The sequence below is a fragment of the Opitutus sp. GAS368 genome, assembly GCF_900104925.1.
GTDB lineage: Bacteria > Verrucomicrobiota > Verrucomicrobiia > Opitutales > Opitutaceae > Lacunisphaera.
On the sequence record NZ_LT629735.1, the window covers coordinates 131,623 to 150,277 of the forward strand.

Annotated in this window: 17 protein-coding genes; 9 read left to right on the forward strand and 8 right to left on the reverse strand. The window is 66.0% G+C overall.

Annotated elements, in window-relative coordinates; translation table 11 throughout:
• Positions 1–64: 64 nt before the first annotated feature.
• The gene (locus BLU29_RS00570; protein WP_091054646.1) at positions 65–331 is read left to right on the forward strand and encodes a GIY-YIG nuclease family protein; all 267 of its coding nucleotides are present in this window, start codon (positions 65–67) and stop codon (positions 329–331) included.
• 53 nt (positions 332–384) lie between these two features.
• On the opposite strand, the gene BLU29_RS00575 is transcribed toward BLU29_RS00570, so the two are convergent.
• Entirely contained in the window at positions 385–2,181 is a 1,797-nt protein-coding gene (locus tag BLU29_RS00575) for a hypothetical protein (RefSeq protein WP_157693531.1), read from the reverse strand.
• Between the two features lie 134 nt (positions 2,182–2,315).
• On the opposite strand from BLU29_RS00575, the gene BLU29_RS00580 reads away from it, so the two are divergent.
• On the forward strand, positions 2,316–3,233 hold the full coding sequence (locus BLU29_RS00580) for a serine O-acetyltransferase (RefSeq protein ID WP_091054648.1): 918 nt from the start codon (positions 2,316–2,318) through the stop codon (positions 3,231–3,233).
• A 143-nt stretch (positions 3,234–3,376) separates the two neighbouring features.
• Here the strand turns inward: BLU29_RS00580 and BLU29_RS00585 are convergent, their stop codons facing one another.
• Positions 3,377–4,432 (reverse strand): quinone-dependent dihydroorotate dehydrogenase, encoded by a 1,056-nt coding sequence (locus BLU29_RS00585; RefSeq protein ID WP_091054649.1) that lies wholly within the window; start codon positions 4,430–4,432, stop codon positions 3,377–3,379.
• Between the two features lie 219 nt (positions 4,433–4,651).
• Between BLU29_RS00585 and BLU29_RS17755 the strand changes: the two genes are divergently transcribed.
• The 3 genes from BLU29_RS17755 to BLU29_RS00600 all read left to right on the forward strand — a co-directional run bounded on the left by BLU29_RS17755 (position 4,652) and on the right by BLU29_RS00600 (position 7,917).
• Complete coding sequence (locus BLU29_RS17755) at positions 4,652–5,467, forward strand: hypothetical protein (RefSeq protein ID WP_157693532.1); 816 nt, start codon at positions 4,652–4,654, stop codon at positions 5,465–5,467.
• Between the two features lie 161 nt (positions 5,468–5,628).
• Positions 5,629–7,146 (forward strand): amino acid permease, encoded by a 1,518-nt coding sequence (locus BLU29_RS00595; RefSeq protein WP_091054650.1) that lies wholly within the window; start codon positions 5,629–5,631, stop codon positions 7,144–7,146.
• A 93-nt stretch (positions 7,147–7,239) separates the two neighbouring features.
• Complete coding sequence (locus BLU29_RS00600) at positions 7,240–7,917, forward strand: hypothetical protein (RefSeq protein WP_091054651.1); 678 nt, start codon at positions 7,240–7,242, stop codon at positions 7,915–7,917.
• Positions 7,918–7,963: 46 nt separating this feature from the next.
• On the opposite strand, the gene hemB is transcribed toward BLU29_RS00600, so the two are convergent.
• Complete coding sequence (hemB, locus tag BLU29_RS00605; RefSeq protein ID WP_091054652.1) at positions 7,964–8,977, reverse strand: porphobilinogen synthase; 1,014 nt, start codon at positions 8,975–8,977, stop codon at positions 7,964–7,966.
• A gap of 252 nt (positions 8,978–9,229) precedes the next feature.
• Between hemB and cysS the strand changes: the two genes are divergently transcribed.
• Positions 9,230–10,597 carry a cysteine--tRNA ligase gene (gene cysS / locus BLU29_RS00610; RefSeq protein ID WP_091054653.1) on the forward strand — a complete coding sequence of 456 codons (1,368 nt, stop codon included), beginning with the start codon at positions 9,230–9,232 and terminating at the stop codon, positions 10,595–10,597.
• A 2-nt stretch (positions 10,598–10,599) separates the two neighbouring features.
• Here cysS and BLU29_RS00615 read toward each other — a convergent pair whose 3' ends face one another.
• Complete coding sequence (locus BLU29_RS00615; RefSeq protein WP_091054654.1) at positions 10,600–10,818, reverse strand: hypothetical protein; 219 nt, start codon at positions 10,816–10,818, stop codon at positions 10,600–10,602.
• 271 nt (positions 10,819–11,089) lie between these two features.
• Between BLU29_RS00615 and thrS the strand changes: the two genes are divergently transcribed.
• The 3 genes from thrS to BLU29_RS00630 all read left to right on the forward strand — a co-directional run bounded on the left by thrS (position 11,090) and on the right by BLU29_RS00630 (position 14,017).
• Positions 11,090–13,015 carry a threonine--tRNA ligase gene (thrS, locus tag BLU29_RS00620; protein ID WP_091054655.1) on the forward strand — a complete coding sequence of 642 codons (1,926 nt, stop codon included), beginning with the start codon at positions 11,090–11,092 and terminating at the stop codon, positions 13,013–13,015.
• A 65-nt stretch (positions 13,016–13,080) separates the two neighbouring features.
• Entirely contained in the window at positions 13,081–13,560 is a 480-nt protein-coding gene (locus tag BLU29_RS00625) for a tetratricopeptide repeat protein (protein WP_091054656.1), read from the forward strand.
• Between the two features lie 220 nt (positions 13,561–13,780).
• Positions 13,781–14,017 (forward strand): tetratricopeptide repeat protein, encoded by a 237-nt coding sequence (locus BLU29_RS00630; RefSeq protein WP_091054657.1) that lies wholly within the window; start codon positions 13,781–13,783, stop codon positions 14,015–14,017.
• On the opposite strand, the gene BLU29_RS00635 is transcribed toward BLU29_RS00630, so the two are convergent.
• The 4 genes from BLU29_RS00635 to BLU29_RS00650 all read right to left on the reverse strand — a co-directional run bounded on the left by BLU29_RS00635 (position 14,014) and on the right by BLU29_RS00650 (position 18,641).
• Positions 14,014–15,603, reverse strand: a complete 1,590-nt coding sequence (locus BLU29_RS00635) for an aldehyde dehydrogenase (NADP(+)) (protein WP_091054658.1) — start codon at positions 15,601–15,603, stop codon at positions 14,014–14,016. The two genes, BLU29_RS00630 and BLU29_RS00635, sit on opposite strands and share 4 nt — an antisense overlap.
• 1 nt (position 15,604) lies before the next feature.
• Positions 15,605–16,498 (reverse strand): dihydrodipicolinate synthase family protein, encoded by an 894-nt coding sequence (locus BLU29_RS00640; RefSeq protein WP_091054659.1) that lies wholly within the window; start codon positions 16,496–16,498, stop codon positions 15,605–15,607.
• A 282-nt stretch (positions 16,499–16,780) separates the two neighbouring features.
• Entirely contained in the window at positions 16,781–17,119 is a 339-nt protein-coding gene (locus BLU29_RS00645) for a P-II family nitrogen regulator (RefSeq protein ID WP_091054660.1), read from the reverse strand.
• A gap of 22 nt (positions 17,120–17,141) precedes the next feature.
• Positions 17,142–18,641: an ammonium transporter gene (locus BLU29_RS00650; protein ID WP_091060801.1), complete on the reverse strand. Its 1,500-nt coding sequence runs from the start codon at positions 18,639–18,641 to the stop codon at positions 17,142–17,144.
• Between the last annotated feature and the right edge of the window lie 14 nt (positions 18,642–18,655).

Below are 18,655 nucleotides of genomic sequence, written 5' to 3' on the forward strand. Positions count from 1 at the left end.
CGCGGCGGCGAAGGCTGCCGTCCGAAGCCTTGGCGTAGGACGGCTTTTCACCCACACTGTCAGCATGATCTACGTTTACCTGCTGGAGAGCGTGCATCAGCGGCAGCAGCACTATGTCGGAGTGACCCACGACTTGAAGCAGCGTCTGCGCGATCACAATGAGGGTAAATCTCCGCACACCCGGAAGTTCAAACCCTGGCATCTGGTCGTTTATATCGGATTTGCTGACGAACAAACCGCCTGCTCATTCGAAAAATACCTCAAGAGCGGCTCGGGAAAGGCATTTCTAAAAAAACGCTTCCTGCCAACGAAGCCGTCGGAATCAGGCTGAGCCTCACCCACCCAAGACACAGCTGGAGGGATGACATGCACCCCCGTCCGGCCCTATTGCTGGCTCATCCAAGGCGCAGGAACGCGAAAAAGCGAAGGCGTGCTGGGGATCTTGCCGGCCAGCATGTCGCGCAGCGCCGTCGCCCGGTCAAGTTGACCCGCGTCATCCAGGCCCGGTGCATCCTTGAAGACAAAAGTGACCGCTCCGATGGTTTTGCCCGGGGCGGTTTTCAGCGGAAGAACGATCTCCCGGGCCGCCGCGCTGCCGGACACCGGCCGTCGTGCGGTCTTGCCCTCCAACCAGGCGGCGGTTTCGTCCGGGCCGCTCGGCTCGCCCAGGGCGCGATTGCTCGCCGCCACCCGGGCCAGACCGTTCGTGCCTGCCTTGCGTGCGTGAATCTCCATGGCCGCAAGATCGGGGTTCGCCGCGAGCGTCTCATCGACCATGACTTGGGAGTAAATCCGCCTTTCGCTGGAATTTGCCGGAAGAGACTCCGGGCGAGAAGTCCGGCCGGCGGGCAGCGCCATGGCGCCAACCGGCGCAAAGATATCCGCCGGACCGGCCAGCTGCGCCTTGAGGCGATCGCGCAGGGCGGTCGCGATCTTCGCCAGGGCCGGTTCATCGCCGGAGGCGGAACGTTTCATGTCGACCACCAGCACCCCGGCCAGCGCATTCGTCCGGTCATAAAGCGGGAGTATGCCGCGACATGTTTTTCCCTCATTCCGCGCCACCCAGTTCTCCGCGCCGGTGGTCAGGACGTCGAAAACCTCCGTATCGGCCGGCTGGCCCATGCCGGCGGAATCGGTTGCCGCCACCTGATAGGTGCTGCTCACCGCGCCGTCCGGCGGTGGCGCATACACGGCGCAACGCACCACCGCCGCCTCGGTGGCGGCCTTGGCCTCGAGCAAGGCCTGCATCCGGATCTTCGCGGGCGGGACCGTCTCGGTGAACAGCGTGTCGTTGTCGGGAATAAGAACCTTCAAGGAATCGCGCAACGCGGCGGCTTTCGCATTCAACCCGGCCTCGCCTTCCTTGCCGGGATCGACGTAGCCGAGAATGAAGGCTCCGATCTGCACGCCTCTCCGGTCATAAAGCGGCAGGGCGCCCTTATACATCGGGACGGCGTTGAACGGGGTTTTGTCCCAGAAATAGAAAAGCGGCCGCCCGGTCGTGATCACACCGAAATCCTCATCGTGGTCGGAGTGGCTCCCGACCCGGTGCAACGGAAGCACGTCGGCGTAGGCGATGTTCATGCTGTTCACGACCCGCGCCCGGGGCGGGATCGCATGGATGCTGCACCTGATCAGCTCGGGATGATCGGCGAGCACGCGCTCCATCAGGAACTGGGCGTAGATCCTGGCCGGCGTCCGCGGCGGGCCGGTGAGCGCGACCCCGTCGGGTATCTTGACTTTCAGCCCGTTGCGCAGCGCGGTCATGAGGTTGACCAACCTGGCCTCGTCGGCGGGGTTGGCGTCCTGGCCGGCCAGGACGACGGCCCCGACCGGTTGATCGTTCCGATCGTAGAGCGTCAACGTGCCTTCAAAATCGCCGTTGGCCGCGCGGCCGAAGACGGCGGTGTCGGCCGAAAGTGCGGCCGCCGCCCGGCCACCGGCCGTGGCACCCGGATCGCTGGAAGCGATCACCCGCGCGCCGGCGGCTGATCCGGGGGTGGCCTGGAGGAGGACGCAGTGTGCGATGTCGCGCTCCGTGCGCATGAGCTCGTCGACGAGCACCTGGGCGTAATTCCCCGGCCCGGCGGCCGCCCGGCCTGAAAAGGCCAGGCCGGTGAGGATCGCCAACGGGCAGGCCAGCGCACGGCGGGTGAAAAATCGCCTGAAAGCGGGGGGCATGGCTTCAGCGCATCCTCCAGTTCCCCCTCCGTCAATAGCTTAGGGCCCCGACGGCACCCGCGGGCCTGTATGACGGGAATCCCGCCCAAGGCATTTGACCGCAGCGGGTTTCTGGCGATGCTTCCCCCGCCGCCATGACACCCGACGCCATCAAGCAGGCCCTGCTCGAGTCCTATGCCCGCGATGGAGGGATCAACCACCTCGACGGCGTCAACCTGCCCTCCCAAGACCGGGTGGCCGAGCTGGCCCGCGATTTCATGCACGTGCTGTTCCCGGGTTACTTCGAAAGCACCAGCCTGGCCAAGAACGACGTGCCGGCCTGGCTCGACCGGATGCTGGCCAAGATCGACGAGCGTCTGACCACCGAGCTCGAGAAAAGCCTCCTTTTTGCCAAGGATCCCGCGCCCATTGCCAACGCCCGCCGCATCACCACCACCCTGCTGAGCAAGCTGCCGGAAATCCGCCGCGTGGTGCAGACTGACGTGCAGGCCGCCTACACCGGCGACCCGGCCGCGCGCAACGTCGAGGAGATCATCCTCGCCTACCCGTGCGTGCTGGCGATCTCGCTCCAGCGCATCGCCCACGAGCTCTACCGGCTCGGCGTGCCGCTGCTGCCGCGCATGCTCACCGAATACGGTCACGAACGCACCGGCGTGGACCTCCACCCCGGCGCGACGATCGGCACGCACTTCTTCATCGACCACTGCGTCGGCGTCGTGATCGGCGAGACGGCCACCATCGGCAACCACGTGAAGCTCTACCAGGGCGTGACGCTCGGCGCAAAATCCTTCGAGGTCGACAACGCGGGCAACCCGGTGAAGGGCGTCAAGCGCCACCCCGACATCGGCGACCACGTGACCATCTACGCCCACGCCACCATCCTCGGTGGCGAGACGCGCATCGGTGAACACAGCGTCATCGGCGGCAACGTCTGGCTGCTCGAGTCCATCGCCGCCAACAGCATCGTGTATTTCAAGGGCGACGACCTCGTCGTGCGCCCGCGGAACAAGAAGGAACTGCTCGTCGCCGAGTCGGCCGACTGGGTGATCTGATTTTTAAGGTGGAACCCGGCCTCCGGACGGGTTGGGTGGAGGGCCGGCCGGTCAAGGCACCTTGTTGGAGGCGGGACTATCAGTCCCGCGGGTTTCTGCCATCGAGGACCATGTCCCGCGGGACTGATAGTCCCGCCTCCAATTCACACCCTCTGCCGCTGCGCCAGCGCGCGCGCGACCTCCGCGGCGAAGAACGGCCCGCGGTAGATCAGCCCGGTGTAGAGCTGCACGAGCGTGGCGCCGGCATCGAGCTTCTCACCCGCCGCAGCCTCATCCATGATGCCGCCCACGCCGATGATCGGCAACCGGCCGTCGGTGGCGCGGGCGATGTAATTGATGATCTCGGTCGAACGCCGGCGCACGGGCGCCCCGCTCAGCCCGCCGGCCTCGTTCACCGCCGCCAGCGATCCCGGCCGGGTCAGCGTCGTGTTGGTGGCGATGATGCCGTCGAGCTTCAGGTCGGTGATGACCTGCAGCGCCGCGTCGATCTGCGGGAAGGAAAGATCGGGGGCGATCTTGAGCAGCAGCGGCCGGCGCGGTTTGCCCGCGGCGACTCGCGCCGAGTTCTCGCCGACCAGCGCCGCCAGCAGCGGCTGGAGCCAGGCGGCGTCCTGCAGTTCGCGCAGGCCCGGCGTGTTCGGGCTGCTGACGTTCACCACGACGTAGTCCGCGTGGTCGGCCAGCAGCCGGAAGCTGCCGAGATAGTCCTCGGTCGCCTGGTCCAGCGAGGTGACCTTGCTCTTGCCCAGGTTGATGCCGAGCGGGATGGAGCGCGGGCCGGACAGCTTCGCCAAGCGCGCGGCGAGCGCGGCGGCGCCCTCGTTGTTGAAGCCCATGCGGTTGATCACCGCCTGTTCGGCGGGATAGCGGAAGGCGCGCGGCCGCGGATTGCCCGGCTGGGCGTGGAAGGTGACCGTCCCGATCTCGACGTGGCCGAAGCCCAGCGCGGCGGCGGCGGGCCACGCCCGGCCGTTCTTGTCGAAGCCCGCGGCCAGGCCGACCGCATTGGGAAATTTCAGCCCGAAAGCCTCGACCGGCCGGTGCAACGCCGGGGCCAGCCGGTGGACCCGCTCCAGGACGGCGCACAGCGGGCGGAGCCGGCCGAGCAGCGCCAGCGCATCGACGCCCAGCTCGTGCGCGTGCTCCGGATCGAGACGGAAAAGCGCGGGTTTGACCGCGTGTTGATAGAGCCAGCCCATGTGTCGCGGACGATGGGTGGGGAACCCGGAACTTACAAGCGCCCGCCGGGAAAAACCGGCTGAAGTTTTTGGTCTTGTTATTTCGGACTTCAGGCCCACCCTGCCGGCGATTTTTGGCGCCCCCGGCGGGGCCGGAAAGATTTTCCAACTTTCTGCGTTTCAAGATTTGACAAGGCCTCAACCGGGCCCATTTCGTGCAGCGAAATCAGCAACACCCTTATGGCGAAAGGCTCCCCCCAACTTGAATGGTGCGTAGTGCGGCTCGGCGAAGACCACAATTGGTGGGTCGACGAGGTCAGTGATCCCGTGCACTGGGATGTCGACGGCCTGAGCATCATCGACCCCCGCCAGGTGGACCACATCATCGAGCTGATCGACCCGCTCCGCGAATACGGCTTCGACTCCGACCTGTTCGAGCGCGCCTTCATCCCCTTCCGCATCACCAAGGACCTCGGCAAGGGCAAGGTCCGCCTCGCCCGCACCAAGCAGCCGCTGCTCGAGTCCGAGGAGAAACTCTTCGCCCTGCCCGACGTGATCGACGAGGAGAACGGACCCTACGCCGACTTCCTCGACCACATCACCCGCCTACGCGTGAAGCTCATCAACGAGCTGCTCGACCTGGAGGAGAAGCTGACCGTCGACGAGGTCGAGGACCAGCTCCGCGAGTCCCAGAACAACGACTTCATCGAGGGCAAGGCCGTCCATCTCTTCGGCGAGATCACCGCCATCCTCGACTTTATGCCCGCCGGCCACGGCGAGGATGACGAGGAGGGCGACAAGGGTGCCGCCGAGGACGAGGAAGACGACCTGCCCGAGGTCGAGGAAGAGGACGAAGAGAAGCTCAAGAACGACTCCTCCCTCAAGTGGGACGAGGATGACGAGGAGGGCGACAAGGAAGACGGCGAAGCCAAGCCCGGCGCCAAGGGCAAGGCCGACGACGATGATGAGGACGAGGACGACGAGAAGAAGGACAAGGACGAAGACGACGCCGAGGACGAGGACGAAAAGCCGACCCGCAAGCGCGGCCGTGGCTGATCGCGCAAGGCTGCGGTAGGGGCGCTTGCCCCCAAGCGCCCTGGGCCGTTGAGGGCAACGGCCCCTACCAATTCCCGCCGCCCGTGCGGCAATGCTTTCGCCGCGCCGGGAAAAGCCTTGTTGCCACGACCGGGCACGTCCGTCAGTCACGGGAGCAACTCATGAGCCTCTTCCAGACCAAGCCCGTCGCGCAGCTGATTGCGGAGTCGGAATCGACGGGTGAGCACCGGCTGAAGCGGGAGCTGGGGCCGCTCAACCTCATCAGCCTGGGCATCGGCTCGGTCGTCGGCGCCGGCATCTTCGTCCTGGCCGGCACCTCCGCCGCGAATTACGCCGGCCCGGCCATCGTGCTGTCCTACATCCTCTGCGGCATCTCGTGCCTCTTTGCGGGCCTGTGCTACGCCGAGTTCGCCACGATGATCCCCGTCGCGGGCAGCGCCTATACCTACACCTATGCGACGATGGGCGAATTCCTGGCGTGGATCATCGGCTGGGACCTGATCCTCGAATATCTTTTCTCCGGCGCCGCGGTGGCCGTCAGCTGGTCGGGCGCGATCCAGGAGTTCCTCGCCGAGCCGTGGTTCGGCATCAAGATCCCCGCGGCCATCGGCTCGGCGCCCTTTGCCATCGACCGGGCCCAGACCATCACCACACACATCCTGGGCTTCGCCTACGAATACCACCCGCTGGTCACCACGGGCACCCTGATCAACCTGCCCGCGGTCTTCATTTCGCTGGCGCTGACCGTCGTGCTGGTCATCGGCATCAAGGAGTCCGCCAACTTCAACAATTCGATGGTTTTCATCAAGGTGGGCGTCCTCGTGGTGCTCATCGGTTACGGCCTGTGGTGGATGCTCGGCCACCGCGACATCGTGGCGGCCAACTGGACGCCCTTCATCCCGCCCAACAACGGCACCTTCGGGGAGTTCGGGTGGAGCGGCGTCTTCAAGGGCTCCGCCGTGATCTTCTTCGCCTACGTCGGCTTCGACAACGTCTCCGCCGCCGCGCAGGAGGCGAAGAACCCGCAGCGCGACATGCCGATCGGCCTGCTCGGCTGCCTCGCGGTCTGCTCGCTGCTCTTCATCGGCGTCTCGGCGGTGCTCACCGGCATGGTCAAATACACCGGGCTCGGCGTCGACGCGCCGTTCATCTTCGCCCTCCAGCAGGTGCACGCCCCCGGCTGGCTGCGCATCAGCATCGAGATCGCCACGATCGCCGGCCTGACCTCGGTCTGCCTGGTCTCGCTCCTCGGCCAGCCGCGCATCTTCTTCTCGATGGCGAAGGACGGCCTGCTGCCGCCCTCCTTCAGCAAGATCCACCCGCGCTTCCGCACGCCGCACATCACGACGATCCTCACGGGCGTGGTCTGCGCCATTGTCGCCGGCCTGCTGCCGCTCGACCTGCTGGGTGAACTCATCTCGATCGGCACGCTCATGGCGTTTGCCCTCGTCTGCGCCGGCGTCTGGGTGCTGCGGGTGAAGCGCCCTGATTTGCCCCGCCCCTTCCGCACGCCGTGGCTGCCGCTCGTCTCCATTCTCGGCGTCGCCACCTGCCTGCTGCAGATGTATATGCTCCCCGTCGACACCTGGCTGCGGCTCGCCATCTGGATGGCCCTCGGGTTCGCCGTTTACTTCGGTTACAGCCGCCGGCACTCGAACCTGAGTCAGCCGAAAGGCTAAGACTCTCGGTAGGGTCGCCGCTTGCGGCGACCTCGCGATTGAGGTAAATCAAGGTCGTCGCAAGCGGCGACCCTACAAAAGCTCAATCAATCCATGCCCTTCCACTCCGCCAGCGCCGGTTCGCTCGCCGCCTTCGTCGCCATCGTTGTGGCGGTCGTGGTGGCTTTCCTTTGGGCGGTCCATCGCTCCTATCGCACCGGCAAAGCCGTGGCGCTCGCCGCCGCCGCTTTAGCCGTCTGGCTCGGCGGCCTCTCGGCGTTCATCGCCAGCGGCCGGATGGCGGCGCTGCCCTTTTCCGGCCTGCCGTTTTTCTTCGCCCCGATCCTGCTGATCGGCCTCGGCGCCGGCCTTTCGCCCTTCGGGGCGCGGGTGGCCGCCGGGGTGCCGCTGGCCGCACTCGTAGGCTTCCAGACGTTCCGTCTCCCGCTCGAGCTGGTGCTGCATTCCTGGGCCGCGCAGGGCGTGGTGCCCGAGACCATGACCTGGACCGGACAGAATTGGGACATCATCAGCGGCACACTCGCACTGGCCGCCGCACCTTTCGCCTCCCGCTTCCCGGCAATTGTTCGTATTACGAACATTGTCGGCTTTGCCCTGCTCGTGAATGTCATGCGCGTGGCCCTCCTGTCGTCGCCCGTGCCCTTCGGCTGGGGCGCGGAGCCGCCGCTGCTGCTCGCGCTGCACCTGCCCTATGCCTTCATCGGGCCGGTGTGCGTCGGCGGCGCCCTGTTCGGACACGTGGTGCTGACGCGCGCGCTGTGGCGCAGGTAGGGCGGCGAGTCCCTTCGCCGCCTTGGCGCGGAGCGGAGTCCGCGCCCTACCCCTTCAACGCCCGCGCCACGTCCTTGGCGAAGTAGGTCAGGATCATGTCGGCACCGGCGCGCTTGATGGCCAGCAGCGACTCGTCGCGGCAGCGCGCGAGGTCGAGCCAACCGAGCTTGGCGGCGGCGTGGATCTGCGCGTATTCGCCGGAAATCTGGTAGGCGGCCACGGGGGTGCGGGTCGAGTTGCGCACCTCGCGGATGATGTCGAGGTAAAGGCCGGCGGGCTTGACCATGACGATGTCGGCGCCCTCGGCCACATCGAGCTGCACTTCGCGCACGGCTTCGCGGCGGTTGGCCGGATTCATCTGGTAGGTGGCTTTGCTGAGCAGGCGGGTGCCGGCGGCCTTGGCGCTGCCGACCGCCTCGCGGAACGGACCGTAGTAGGCCGAATTGTATTTCGCCGAATAGGCCAGGATGCCGGTGTCCGTGTGGCCGGCGGCATCGAGCGCCTTGCGGATCGCGCCCACCCGGCCGTCCATCATGTCGGACGGCGCGACGAAATCCACGCCCGCCTCGGCCTGCAGCACGGCCATTTCGCAAAGGATCGCGACCGTGCGGTCGTTGTCCACATCGTCGCCCGCCGGCGTCAGCACGCCGTCGTGGCCGTGGCTGGTGTAGGGATCGAGCGCGACATCGGTGATGACGGTCAGCTCCGGCACCGCCGCCTTCACGGCGCGGACCGCGCGGAGGACCAGGGTCTTCGGGTTCAACGCCTCCGTGCCATCGGCATCCTTGAGCTTGGCGTCGAGCTTGGGAAAGAGGGCCACGGCCGGGATGCCCAGCTTGGAGAGCTCGCGACACTCGCGAACCAGGTCGGTGATGTTGAAGCGGCTGACGCCCGGCATGGACGTGATGGGCTCAGGCCGGCCCTTGCCGTCCACCACGAAGAGCGGGGCGATGAGGTCGTCCGCCCGGAGGACGGTTTCCTCCACCAAGGCGCGGCGGCTGGGTTGCCGGCGCAGGCGGCGCGGACGGTGGGTCAGTTCGAGCTTGGTGGTCTTGGCCATGGGAAGGCAGGACTAAATCAGTATTTCACCCAAATTCACGCTAATCTTTTCCCAGCCAACCAAGACAGTTTGGCCACAAAAAGCACAAAAACGCAGACGGATTTGACGCTCAAGGCGCCTATAGGCGCGCGAAAATCATTCGCCGGCAGGTGCGACGCTTTTTGCGCCTTTTTGCGGCTAAAAATCAGTCAGCCAATCCGGGATTGAAAGTTCTGCGCTTTTTGCGCCTTTTGTGGCCACTTCTCCTGTCCAATGCCCCTCCGGCTCCACGAATCCCTCTCCCGCACCCAGCGCGAACTCAAGCCCGCCCAGCCGGACGGCGTCTTCCGCTTCTACAACTGCGGCCCGACGGTCTACGCGCCGGCCCATATCGGCAATTTCCGCACCTTCGTCGTCAACGACGTCATCCGCCGGCTGCTCGAGCTCGAGTTTCCCGGCAAGGTGAAGCACGTCCGCAACCTGACCGACGTCGACGACAAGACCATCAGGCGCGCGCAGGACGAGAAGCGCCCGCTGGTCGACGTCACGAAACAGTGGACCGACAAGTTTCACGCCGACTGCGACGCCCTGAACTGCCTGCGGCCGCACGTCGAGCCCACCGCCACCGGCCACATCAAGGAGCAGGTCGACATGATCGACGTGCTGATGAAGAAGGGCAACGCCTACCGCGCCGGCGACGGCTCCGTGTATTTCAAGGTCTCCTCCTTCGACGATTACGGCCGGCTCTCCCGCGTGAAGGAGCGCGAGTTGCAGGCCAGCTCCGCGCTCAAGGCCGCGGCGGCCGACGCCGACGAAAAGGAGGACGCCACCGACTTTGCTCTCTGGAAGGCCCACAAGGCCGACGACGGCGACAACGCCTGGGACAGCCCGTGGGGCCGCGGCCGCCCCGGCTGGCACATCGAGTGCAGCGCGATGAGCAAGAAACACCTCGGCGAGACCATCGACCTGCACACCGGCGGCGTGGACCTGCTTTTCCCGCACCACGAAAACGAGATCGCGCAGAGCCAGTGCTGCAACGGCAAGCTATTCGCCCACCACTGGTATCACAGCGAGCACCTGCTCGTAGACGGCAAGAAGATGTCCAAGTCGCTCGGCAACCTCTACACGCTCGACGACCTCAAGGCCAAGGGCTTCAGCCCGATGGCGCTGCGCTACGCCCTGCTCGCCGGCCACCCGCGCAAACAGCTCAACTTCACGCTCGATTCGCTGCACGCGGCCGAGAGCGCACTGCACACGCTGCGCGCGTATCGCGCCAGTCTGCCGGCCGCGACCACCGGCGCACACGACACCTTCGGGCATGTGCTTACCGCGTTGCACGACGACCTGAACACCCCAGGGGCATTCGGCGCGCTGTTCACGGTCGTGAACCGCAAGGGCGGCGAAGCGGACCAGACCTCCTTCGATCGCGCCCTGTTTGCGCTCGGTCTCGATCTGAGAGCGGCCGACTTGCCCAAGGCCGACGTCCCCGCCGCAATCACCGCCCTCGCTGACAAGCGCTGGGCCGCGAAGCAGGCCAAGGACTGGGCCGGCGCCGATGCCTTGCGCAAGGAACTCGCCGCCGCCGGCTGGTCCATGCTCGATGGCAAGGACGGCTACAAGCTGGAGCCGCTAAAAAAATAGGCTTACGAGGCCTTGCGCAGACTTTTCAGCGACACAATCTGATCTGGATTGACGACCAACGAAAACGGACCGTCATCAGGATAAATTATCAGGTCGCGCGTATTCGGATGCATGTGCGCGTGGTCAGGGTGAGGGAGCAAATATTTCTCCCCGCTCGACAGGGTAATCTCCGCCGGAAAATCCACCGGGCGTCCCAACAGGCGCTTGATCGACGCTCTCATGCCCGTAAAATACTGCAGACCCACTCCCGCGCAAGTCGCCAGTCGGCTCAAAACCGCCTGTAAAGAGGCGCTGTTTGGCGTCCGATTAGCTGGAGGGCCTAGCTTCAGCTAGGCCGCGACTCAGCTGGAGCTGAGCCCTCCATTTAAGTTTCTTGTGCTTCTTATGGCCAACTTACCCAGCCGCACCCCGGCATTGACACCCGGCGAAATTCCCCGCCAATCTGCGCGTTCGGCCCTGCAATCGTAGGCAGGACCACAACCAACCACCGTTATGTCGATGACTCCGCTAGAAGAAATCCGCCACTCGGCCTCCCACGTGCTGGCGACCGCGCTCCTTCGTCTTTATCCGGACGCCAAACTCGACATCGGCCCGCCCACGGACACCGGCTTTTATTACGACGTCGACCTCGCCCACAAGCTGACCCTCGAGGACCTCGCCAAGATCGAGGAGGAGATGAAGAAGGTCATCGATGAAAACCAGCCGTTCACCCGCAAGGAGGTGTCCCGCGAGGAGGCCGTCGAGATCATCAAGGCCCGCGGCCAGGAGCGCTTCAAGCTCGGCCGCCTCGCCGACATTCCCGCGGACGAGAAAATCTCGTTCTACACCAACGGCGAGTTCTCCGACCTCTGCGCCGGCACCCACGTCCGCTACACAAAACAGATCAAGGCGTTCAAGCTCCTCTCCATCGCCGGCGCCTACCACCGCGGCGACGAGACGAAGCAGCAGCTGCAGCGCATCTACGGCACCGCCTTCCCCTCGAAGGACGAACTCGCCAACTATCTCACGCAGCTCGAGCAGGCCAAACTCCGCGACCACCGCAAGCTCGGCCGCGACCTCAAGCTGTTCCACATCGACGAGGACGTCGGCCAGGGCCTGATCCTCTGGACGCCCAACGGCTCGATCGTCCGCCAGGAGCTGCAGACCTTCATCGCGGGCGAGCTCCGCAAGCAGGGCTACTCGCAGGTCTTCACGCCGCACATCGGCCGCCTCTCGCTCTACAAGACCTCCGGCCACTTCCCCTACTACAAGGACTCGCAGTTCCCGCCGGTCGTCGAGCGCGACTACCTCGACCAGCTCGTCTCCTCCGGCTGCTCCTGCGCCGAGATGTCGAACCGCATCGAGGCCGTCTCCGCGCATTTGGCCGAGAAGGTCAACAAGCTCACCGGCAAGGAGACGATCACCCCGGACCGCGTCCTGCCCGACGACCAGCTCATCGACGGTTTCCTGCTGAAGCCGATGAACTGCCCGCACCACATCAAGATCTTCGCCTCGCAACCGCACTCCTACCGCGACCTGCCCGTGCGCCTCGCCGAGTTCGGCACCGTCTACCGCTGGGAGCAGTCCGGCGAGCTCAACGGCATGACCCGCGTCCGCGGCTTCACCCAGGACGACGCCCACCTCTTCTGCACGCCGGAGCAGGTCGGCCCCGAGATCATCGGCTGCCTCTCGCTCGTGAAGACCATCCTGACGACGCTCGGCATGTCCGACTACCGCGTGCGCGTCGGCCTGCGCGATCCCGACAGCAAGAAGTTCGCCGGCGACCCCGAGAAGTGGGACCTGGCCGAGGCCGCGTGCCGCGAAGCCGCGAAAACCCTCGGCGTGCCCTTCACCGAAGAGCCCGGCGAGGCCGCCTTCTACGGTCCGAAGATCGACTTCGTCATCAAGGACGTCATCGGCCGCGAGTGGCAGCTCGGCACCGTGCAGGTGGACTACGTGCTCCCCGTGCGCTTCGACCTCACCTACATCGGCGCCGACAACGCCGCCCACCGCCCCGTGATGATCCACCGCGCGCCCTTCGGCTCGATGGAGCGCTTCTGCGGCGTGCTGATCGAGCACTTCGGCGGCGACTTCCCGCTCTGGCTCGCGCCCGAGCAGGTCCGGCTCCTGCCCATCTCCGACAAGGTGATGGATTATGCGAAGACGATCTTCGACCAGTTCCTCGCGGCCGACCTGCGGGTGACGCTCGACAGCCACTCCGACAAGCTCGGCGCCAAGATCCGCCGCGCCGAACTGGAGAAGGTGCCCTACGTGCTCGTGCTCGGCCAGAAGGAGGCCGAGGCCCTCAGCGCCTCGGTCCGCTCCCGCGCCAAGGGCGACGAAGGCGTCCACCCGGTCTCCGACCTCCTCGCCCGCTTCAAGAACGAGGTCGTCACCCGCGCCTTGCCGGAGAAGAAAGCCATAAGCGCAAAGCTGTAAGCTTTAAGCCTCTGACCTCTGACTCCGATGCTATGCTTACGGCTTAAAGCTTATCGCTTATCGCCATGAGCGCTTGGCGCGAAGAATTAGACGCCATCGTCGGCGCGCGGGCCCACGGCCAGGCCGAGGAGATTTTCCCCCGGTTGCAAAAGCTCGATGCCAGGCACCCGAACGTCGCCGAGATCAACTACCAGCTCGCGTGGACCTGCGACGTCCTCGACCGCGCGGCCGACGCCCTGCCCTATTACGAGAAGGCCGTCGCCCTCGGCCTGCCGCCCAACGAGCTGTCCGGCGCGTTGATCGGGCTCGGCTCGACCCTGCGTTCGCTGGGGCAACTCGAGCGCTCCACCGAGGTGCTGCGCTCGGGCCAGGTGCAGTTTCCCGACAATCCCGAGTTCGCTGTCTTCCTCAGCCTTACCCTGCACGCGCAGGGCCGGGCCGCGGACGCGCTGCGCCTCGCGCTCGACACGCTTTGCGAGACGACCGACGACCCGGGCCTGACCGCCTACCAGCGCGCGATCCGTCACGCGGCCGCAAGATTGTAGGGTCGCCGCTTGCCGGCGGACCGCGGCCCGGCGACGAGCGCCGGCCCTACAAAGGCACAGGTGGAGCGGCTTGACCCAAGACGCTGCCTTGAACGCGTTGGGGTCAACGCGTTCCACCTCCTGTCCTGAATATTGACGATATGCGTGAGGGGCGCCGCCCCCCGCTTTCGTTTCCGCGCCTGGCGGCGAACGGAGTCGCCGCCCTACCCTCTTACACCGGCTGCTTGAGAAACCTGGCGATGGCCGGCGAGTGCAAGTGCACCTGGCCAGCGCGCTGGCGCAGCTGAGCCGGTATGCGGAGGCAGGGCTGCATTTCGAGGCCACGCTGGCTCTCGATCCGGAACCGGCCGACGCGCATTTCCACGTCGCCCTGACCCTGCACTCACTTGGCCGCACGGCCGGGGCCAACGGACACTATCAGGAAGCGGTGCGCCTGAATCCCGGCCTCGCACGCTAGGCCACGGGATCGCGCGTGGTCTGGCCATTGACCATCCGGGCCAGCCCCAGCGCATTCGCGTCCTGCAGCTCCGGCGGGAGCAAATCATTCGCGAAGCCCTGGAAACAGATGAGCCGCGTCCAGCGGTTCAAGGCGCGCGTGCCGACCGACGTGCTGCGGCCGCCGTCACTCGTCGAGGGATACGGTCCGCCGTGCACGATGGCGTGGCTGACCTCCAGGCCCGTCGGATAACCATTGAGGATCAGGCGTCCGGCCTTGGCCGCGAGGATGTCCACCAGCGGGCCCTGCTCCTTCGCCTCGGCGGCACCGGCGTGCACCGTGGCGGTCAGGGTGCCCTCCAACTCGTGCGCCACCGACAGCATCTCGGCCGCATCCCGGCACCAGATGACGAGCGAACTCGGCCCGAAGATTTCCTCGGACAGGGCGTGGTTGCCCAGAAACTCCTTGGCGCCGGTCTCGAACCACACCGGCGCGGCGCTGCACATCGAGGTGGCGTTGCCCTGCGCCAGTACCTTCACACCCGGCTGGTGCGCGCGGGCCGTGGTGTTGGCGACAAAGTTTTTCCGGATGCCGGGCGTGAGCATCACGCCTTCCAGCGTCGCCGTGAGCCGCGCCGCCATGTCCTTGATGAACTGCTCCGCCGCCGGCGAGCGTTGCAACACGATGAGCCCGGGATTGGTGCAGAACTGGCCGACCCCGACGGTGGACGAGGCATACAGGCCCTCGACCATCCCGGCCGCGCGCTCGGCGATGGCGCCGGGCAGGATGAACACCGGGTTGACGCTGCCCATCTCGGCATAGACCGGAATCGGTTCCGGCCGCGCCGCCGCCAAATCGGTGAGGGCCCGCCCGCCCCTGACCGAACCGGTGAATCCGACGGCCTTGACCGCCGGGTGTTTCACCAAGGCCTGGCCGACCTCGAAGCCGGCGTCGAACAGCAGGGAGAACGTGCCCTCGGGCAGGCCGCATTCCCGCACGGCGTGCAGGATCAGCCGGCCGACCATCTCGCTCGTGCCGGGATGCGCCGCGTGCGCCTTGACGATCACCGGACAACCGGCCGCAAAGGCCGACGCCACGTCGCCGCCCGCCACCGAGTAGGCAAAGGGAAAGTTGCTCGAACCGAACACCACGACCGGGCCGATCGCCCGCAGCATCGAGCGGTGGTCGGGCTTGGGCAGCGGCTTGCGGTCCGGCAGCGCCGTTTCGATGCGCGCATCGACCCAATCGCCCCGCTGCGCCGTCTCACCGTAGAGCCGGAGCTGGCCGGCGGTGCGGGTGACCTCGCCCTTGAGGCGCGCCTCGGGCAAACCCGTCTCCTGCATGGCGCGGGCCACCAGCTCGGCCGACCGGGCCTCGAGCTTTTCCGCAATGACGCTGAGAAACCTGTTGCGGGCGGCGCCGGGCAGCTTGGCCCAGGCGGGGGCGGCGGTAGCGGCCAGCTGGACGGCGCGAGCCACGTCCTCGGCATCCGCCGACAGGAAGGTCGGCTCGAGGTGGACGTTTTTCGCCGGATCAAAGGCCTTGAACGTAGCGCCACCGAGGCCGCTGGAACCGAAGCCGATGAGGGAGCCGCCGTCGGGTTTCATGCTACAATTTTGGATGATCCTGCCGGGCCTTGGCGAGCACGGCCTGTGTCAATTCGAGGTCAACTCCGGCCAGCGGCAGCCGCGGCGGCCGGGTAAAGGGCGTGCCCCGCCCCACCTCGGCCTGGATCCACTTGATATGCTGGACGAACTTCGGGACCGTATCGAGCCGGAGCAACGGCAGGAACCACTCGTAGAGGACCGCCGCCCGGGCCTTGTCGCCCCGGCTGGCCAGGTCGAACAACGCCACTGACTCCGCCGGGTAGGCGTTGACCAGGCCGGCAATCCAGCCCGTGGCTCCGGCGTAGATGCCCTCGACGATGGCATCGTCCATCCCCACGGCGATTTCCAGCCGGCGGCCGACGGCTGCGCGGATGGCGGTCACGCGGCGGACATCACCGCTGGATTCCTTCACCGCGTGCAGGTTGGCGTGCTCCTTGGCGAGCTCGGCGATCTGATCCGGCAGAAAGTCGGTTTTGTAGGCCGGCGGATTGTTGTAGAGCATGCACGACAACCTGGTCGCCGCGATGACGGCGCTCACATAGGCCTTCATCTCGCGCCAGTCCGAAGTATAGACGTAGGGCGGCAGCACCATCAGGCCCTGCGCCCCGGCCTGCTCGGCCGCCTTGGCCATTGCCACGGCCTCCAACGTGCTGAGCGAGGCGATGCCGAGCACGACCGGCGCGCGGGCGCCCACCGCCGAGACGGCGGTGCGGACGACGGCAATCTTCTCGTCAAAGCTGAGGGTCTGCGCCTCGCCGAGGGAACCGCAGCACACGATGCCCGTGCAGCCGCTGTCGATCATCCAGCGGCAGTGCGCTGCGAAGGCCTCGTGGTCGACGGACAAGTCGGTCTTCAAGTTGGTCGTGACGGCGGGCAGGACACCTTTCCAGTTCATGCCGGGATGATTTGGGCGGACCGGCCAAACTCAACCCCACAAAAACCCGTCCGGCTTGTCCGCCGTAGCTTTGGCGCAGGCGGAAGGCCGGGTTCCACCTTAAGGCTCAACGCCGCACAAAAAAAACACCCGGCATCTTGCGGGGTATTCCAGCTTGTATTTAGCCATGGTTTTTTCGGGTGGTTCGTTGGGGGAGAAAAGGGATACGGCCCCTTTCACCACAAAAGGGGCCGCATTTCTTATGAGCTATGAGCTAACCCAAATGCATGGAGGGGAACCGGCTCAGACGGCGCTGTTGCCGTGCTCGTCGGTGCGGATGCGAATCACGTCGTCCAGCGGGACCACGAAGATCTTGCCATCGCCGATCTTGCCGGTCCTGGCGGCGGAGGTGATGGTGCCGACCACCTTCGCGGCGATGTCGTCGGCCACGGCAATCTCGATCTTTATCTTGGGCAGGAAGTCCACGGTGTATTCGCTGCCGCGGTAAATCTCGGTGTGGCCCTTCTGGCGGCCGAACCCCTTGACCTCGGTGACCGTCATGCCCTCGATGCCCGTGGCGCCGAGCGCCTCCTTCACTTCGTCGAGCTTGAACGGCTTGATGATGGCGATGATGAGTTTCATGGAATTGGTGCTTGAGGGTGGATCAGGACTTGGCCTCGAGGATGTAGCCTTCCTCCCCATGGTCGGTGAGGTCGAGGCCCTGCTGTTCGCCCTCGACGGTGGGGCGCAGCCCGATGACGGCCTTGAGGATGTAGGCAATGACCACCGTGGAGACGACGGCGAGGACCAGGGTCAGCCCGATGGCCTTGAGCTGTTCCAGCCAGAGGGTGTGGCCGACGACGTCCTTCAGGTTCGTCGCCAGGTTGCCGTTGACCGAAGTCGTGGCAAAGATGCCCGTGATGAACGCCCCGAGCGTGCCGCCGATGGCGTGGACGCCGAAGGTGTCGAGCGCGTCGTCATACTTGAAGAAACCCTTGAGCTTGGTGCAGGCCAGGAACGGGACCGCGCCGGCCAGCACGCCGACCCAGATGGCGCCGGTGCTGTTGATGAAACCGCAGGCCGGTGTCACCACGACGAGGCCCGCGACCGCGCCGGAGCAAAAACCGAGGACCGAGGCGTGCTTGCGGGTGAAGTATTCGAGCCCGGCCCAGACGAAGGAGGCGACCGCGGTGGCGAGCGTGGTGGTGGTGAAGGCGTTGGCGGCGACGCCGTCGGCCGCGACGGCGGAACCGGCGTTGAAGCCATACCAGCCGACCCAGAGCATGCCGGTGCCGACCATGCACAGCACCATGCTGTGCGGGGGCATCGGGGTCTTGCCGAAGCCCAGGCGCGGCCCGAGGATCAGGCAGAGGATCAGGGCGGACCAGCCCGAGGACATGTGCACCACGGTGCCGCCCGCGAAGTCGATGGCCTTGATCGCGGCGCCGGCGTTCCACACGCCGTTCATGTAGCCCGTGACGCCCCAGACCATGTGGGCGAGCGGGAAGTAGACGACGAACATCCAGACCGTGATGAAGAGCATGATGGCGGAGAACTTCATGCGCTCGGCGATCGCACCCACGATCAGCGCCGGGGTGATGATCGCGAACATCAGCTGATACATCGAGAAGACGTTCTGCGAAACCCAGTAGGCGTAATCGGTGTTGGGGGCGCTATCCACGCCCTTGAAGAAGAAAAACTCGGAGCCCCCGAGGAACGGGCTGTTGAAGCTTTTGCCGAACACGAGGCTGTAGCCGAAGGCCCACCACAGGATCGTGACCAGACCCGCGCAACCGAGGCACTGGGCCATGACGGAAAGGACATTCTTCTTGCGCACCAAGCCGCCATAGAAGAGCGCCAGGCCGGGCAGCGTCATGAAGAGCACGAGCGCCGCGCTGGTCATCATCCAGGCATTGTGGCCGGGACCGGACGTGCCGACCGACGGCGTCGTCAGGCCGTCGGGCGTGTTGCCCTTGGCGTCTTTCAGCGCCGCCGTCGGGTCGCCGTTGGCGAGGTAGGCCTCGAGCCCGGCCACGCGTTGTTCCAGCGTGGGCGTGGGCGTGGGCGCGGCCGGCTTCGTCTCCTCGGCCATGGCCGCGAGATTCAATTGCAGGCCGACCAAGGCCAGGACGGCCAGTCTGCCAAGGACGCGGGTGAGGTGCATAAACATGTGATTTT

Coding starts and splice junctions, on each gene's coding strand:
- BLU29_RS00570 (WP_091054646.1), top strand. CDS start 65: ATGATCTACGTTTACCTGCTGGAGAGCGTGCATCAGCGGCAGCAGCAC.
- BLU29_RS00575 (WP_157693531.1), bottom strand. CDS start 2,181: ATGCCCCCCGCTTTCAGGCGATTTTTCACCCGCCGTGCGCTGGCCTGC.
- BLU29_RS00580 (WP_091054648.1), top strand. CDS start 2,316: ATGACACCCGACGCCATCAAGCAGGCCCTGCTCGAGTCCTATGCCCGC.
- BLU29_RS00585 (WP_091054649.1), bottom strand. CDS start 4,432: ATGGGCTGGCTCTATCAACACGCGGTCAAACCCGCGCTTTTCCGTCTC.
- BLU29_RS17755 (WP_157693532.1), top strand. CDS start 4,652: ATGGCGAAAGGCTCCCCCCAACTTGAATGGTGCGTAGTGCGGCTCGGC.
- BLU29_RS00595 (WP_091054650.1), top strand. CDS start 5,629: ATGAGCCTCTTCCAGACCAAGCCCGTCGCGCAGCTGATTGCGGAGTCG.
- BLU29_RS00600 (WP_091054651.1), top strand. CDS start 7,240: ATGCCCTTCCACTCCGCCAGCGCCGGTTCGCTCGCCGCCTTCGTCGCC.
- hemB (WP_091054652.1), bottom strand. CDS start 8,977: ATGGCCAAGACCACCAAGCTCGAACTGACCCACCGTCCGCGCCGCCTG.
- cysS (WP_091054653.1), top strand. CDS start 9,230: ATGCCCCTCCGGCTCCACGAATCCCTCTCCCGCACCCAGCGCGAACTC.
- BLU29_RS00615 (WP_091054654.1), bottom strand. CDS start 10,818: ATGAGAGCGTCGATCAAGCGCCTGTTGGGACGCCCGGTGGATTTTCCG.
- thrS (WP_091054655.1), top strand. CDS start 11,090: ATGTCGATGACTCCGCTAGAAGAAATCCGCCACTCGGCCTCCCACGTG.
- BLU29_RS00625 (WP_091054656.1), top strand. CDS start 13,081: ATGAGCGCTTGGCGCGAAGAATTAGACGCCATCGTCGGCGCGCGGGCC.
- BLU29_RS00635 (WP_091054658.1), bottom strand. CDS start 15,603: ATGAAACCCGACGGCGGCTCCCTCATCGGCTTCGGTTCCAGCGGCCTC.
- BLU29_RS00640 (WP_091054659.1), bottom strand. CDS start 16,498: ATGAACTGGAAAGGTGTCCTGCCCGCCGTCACGACCAACTTGAAGACC.
- BLU29_RS00645 (WP_091054660.1), bottom strand. CDS start 17,119: ATGAAACTCATCATCGCCATCATCAAGCCGTTCAAGCTCGACGAAGTG.
- BLU29_RS00650 (WP_091060801.1), bottom strand. CDS start 18,641: ATGCACCTCACCCGCGTCCTTGGCAGACTGGCCGTCCTGGCCTTGGTC.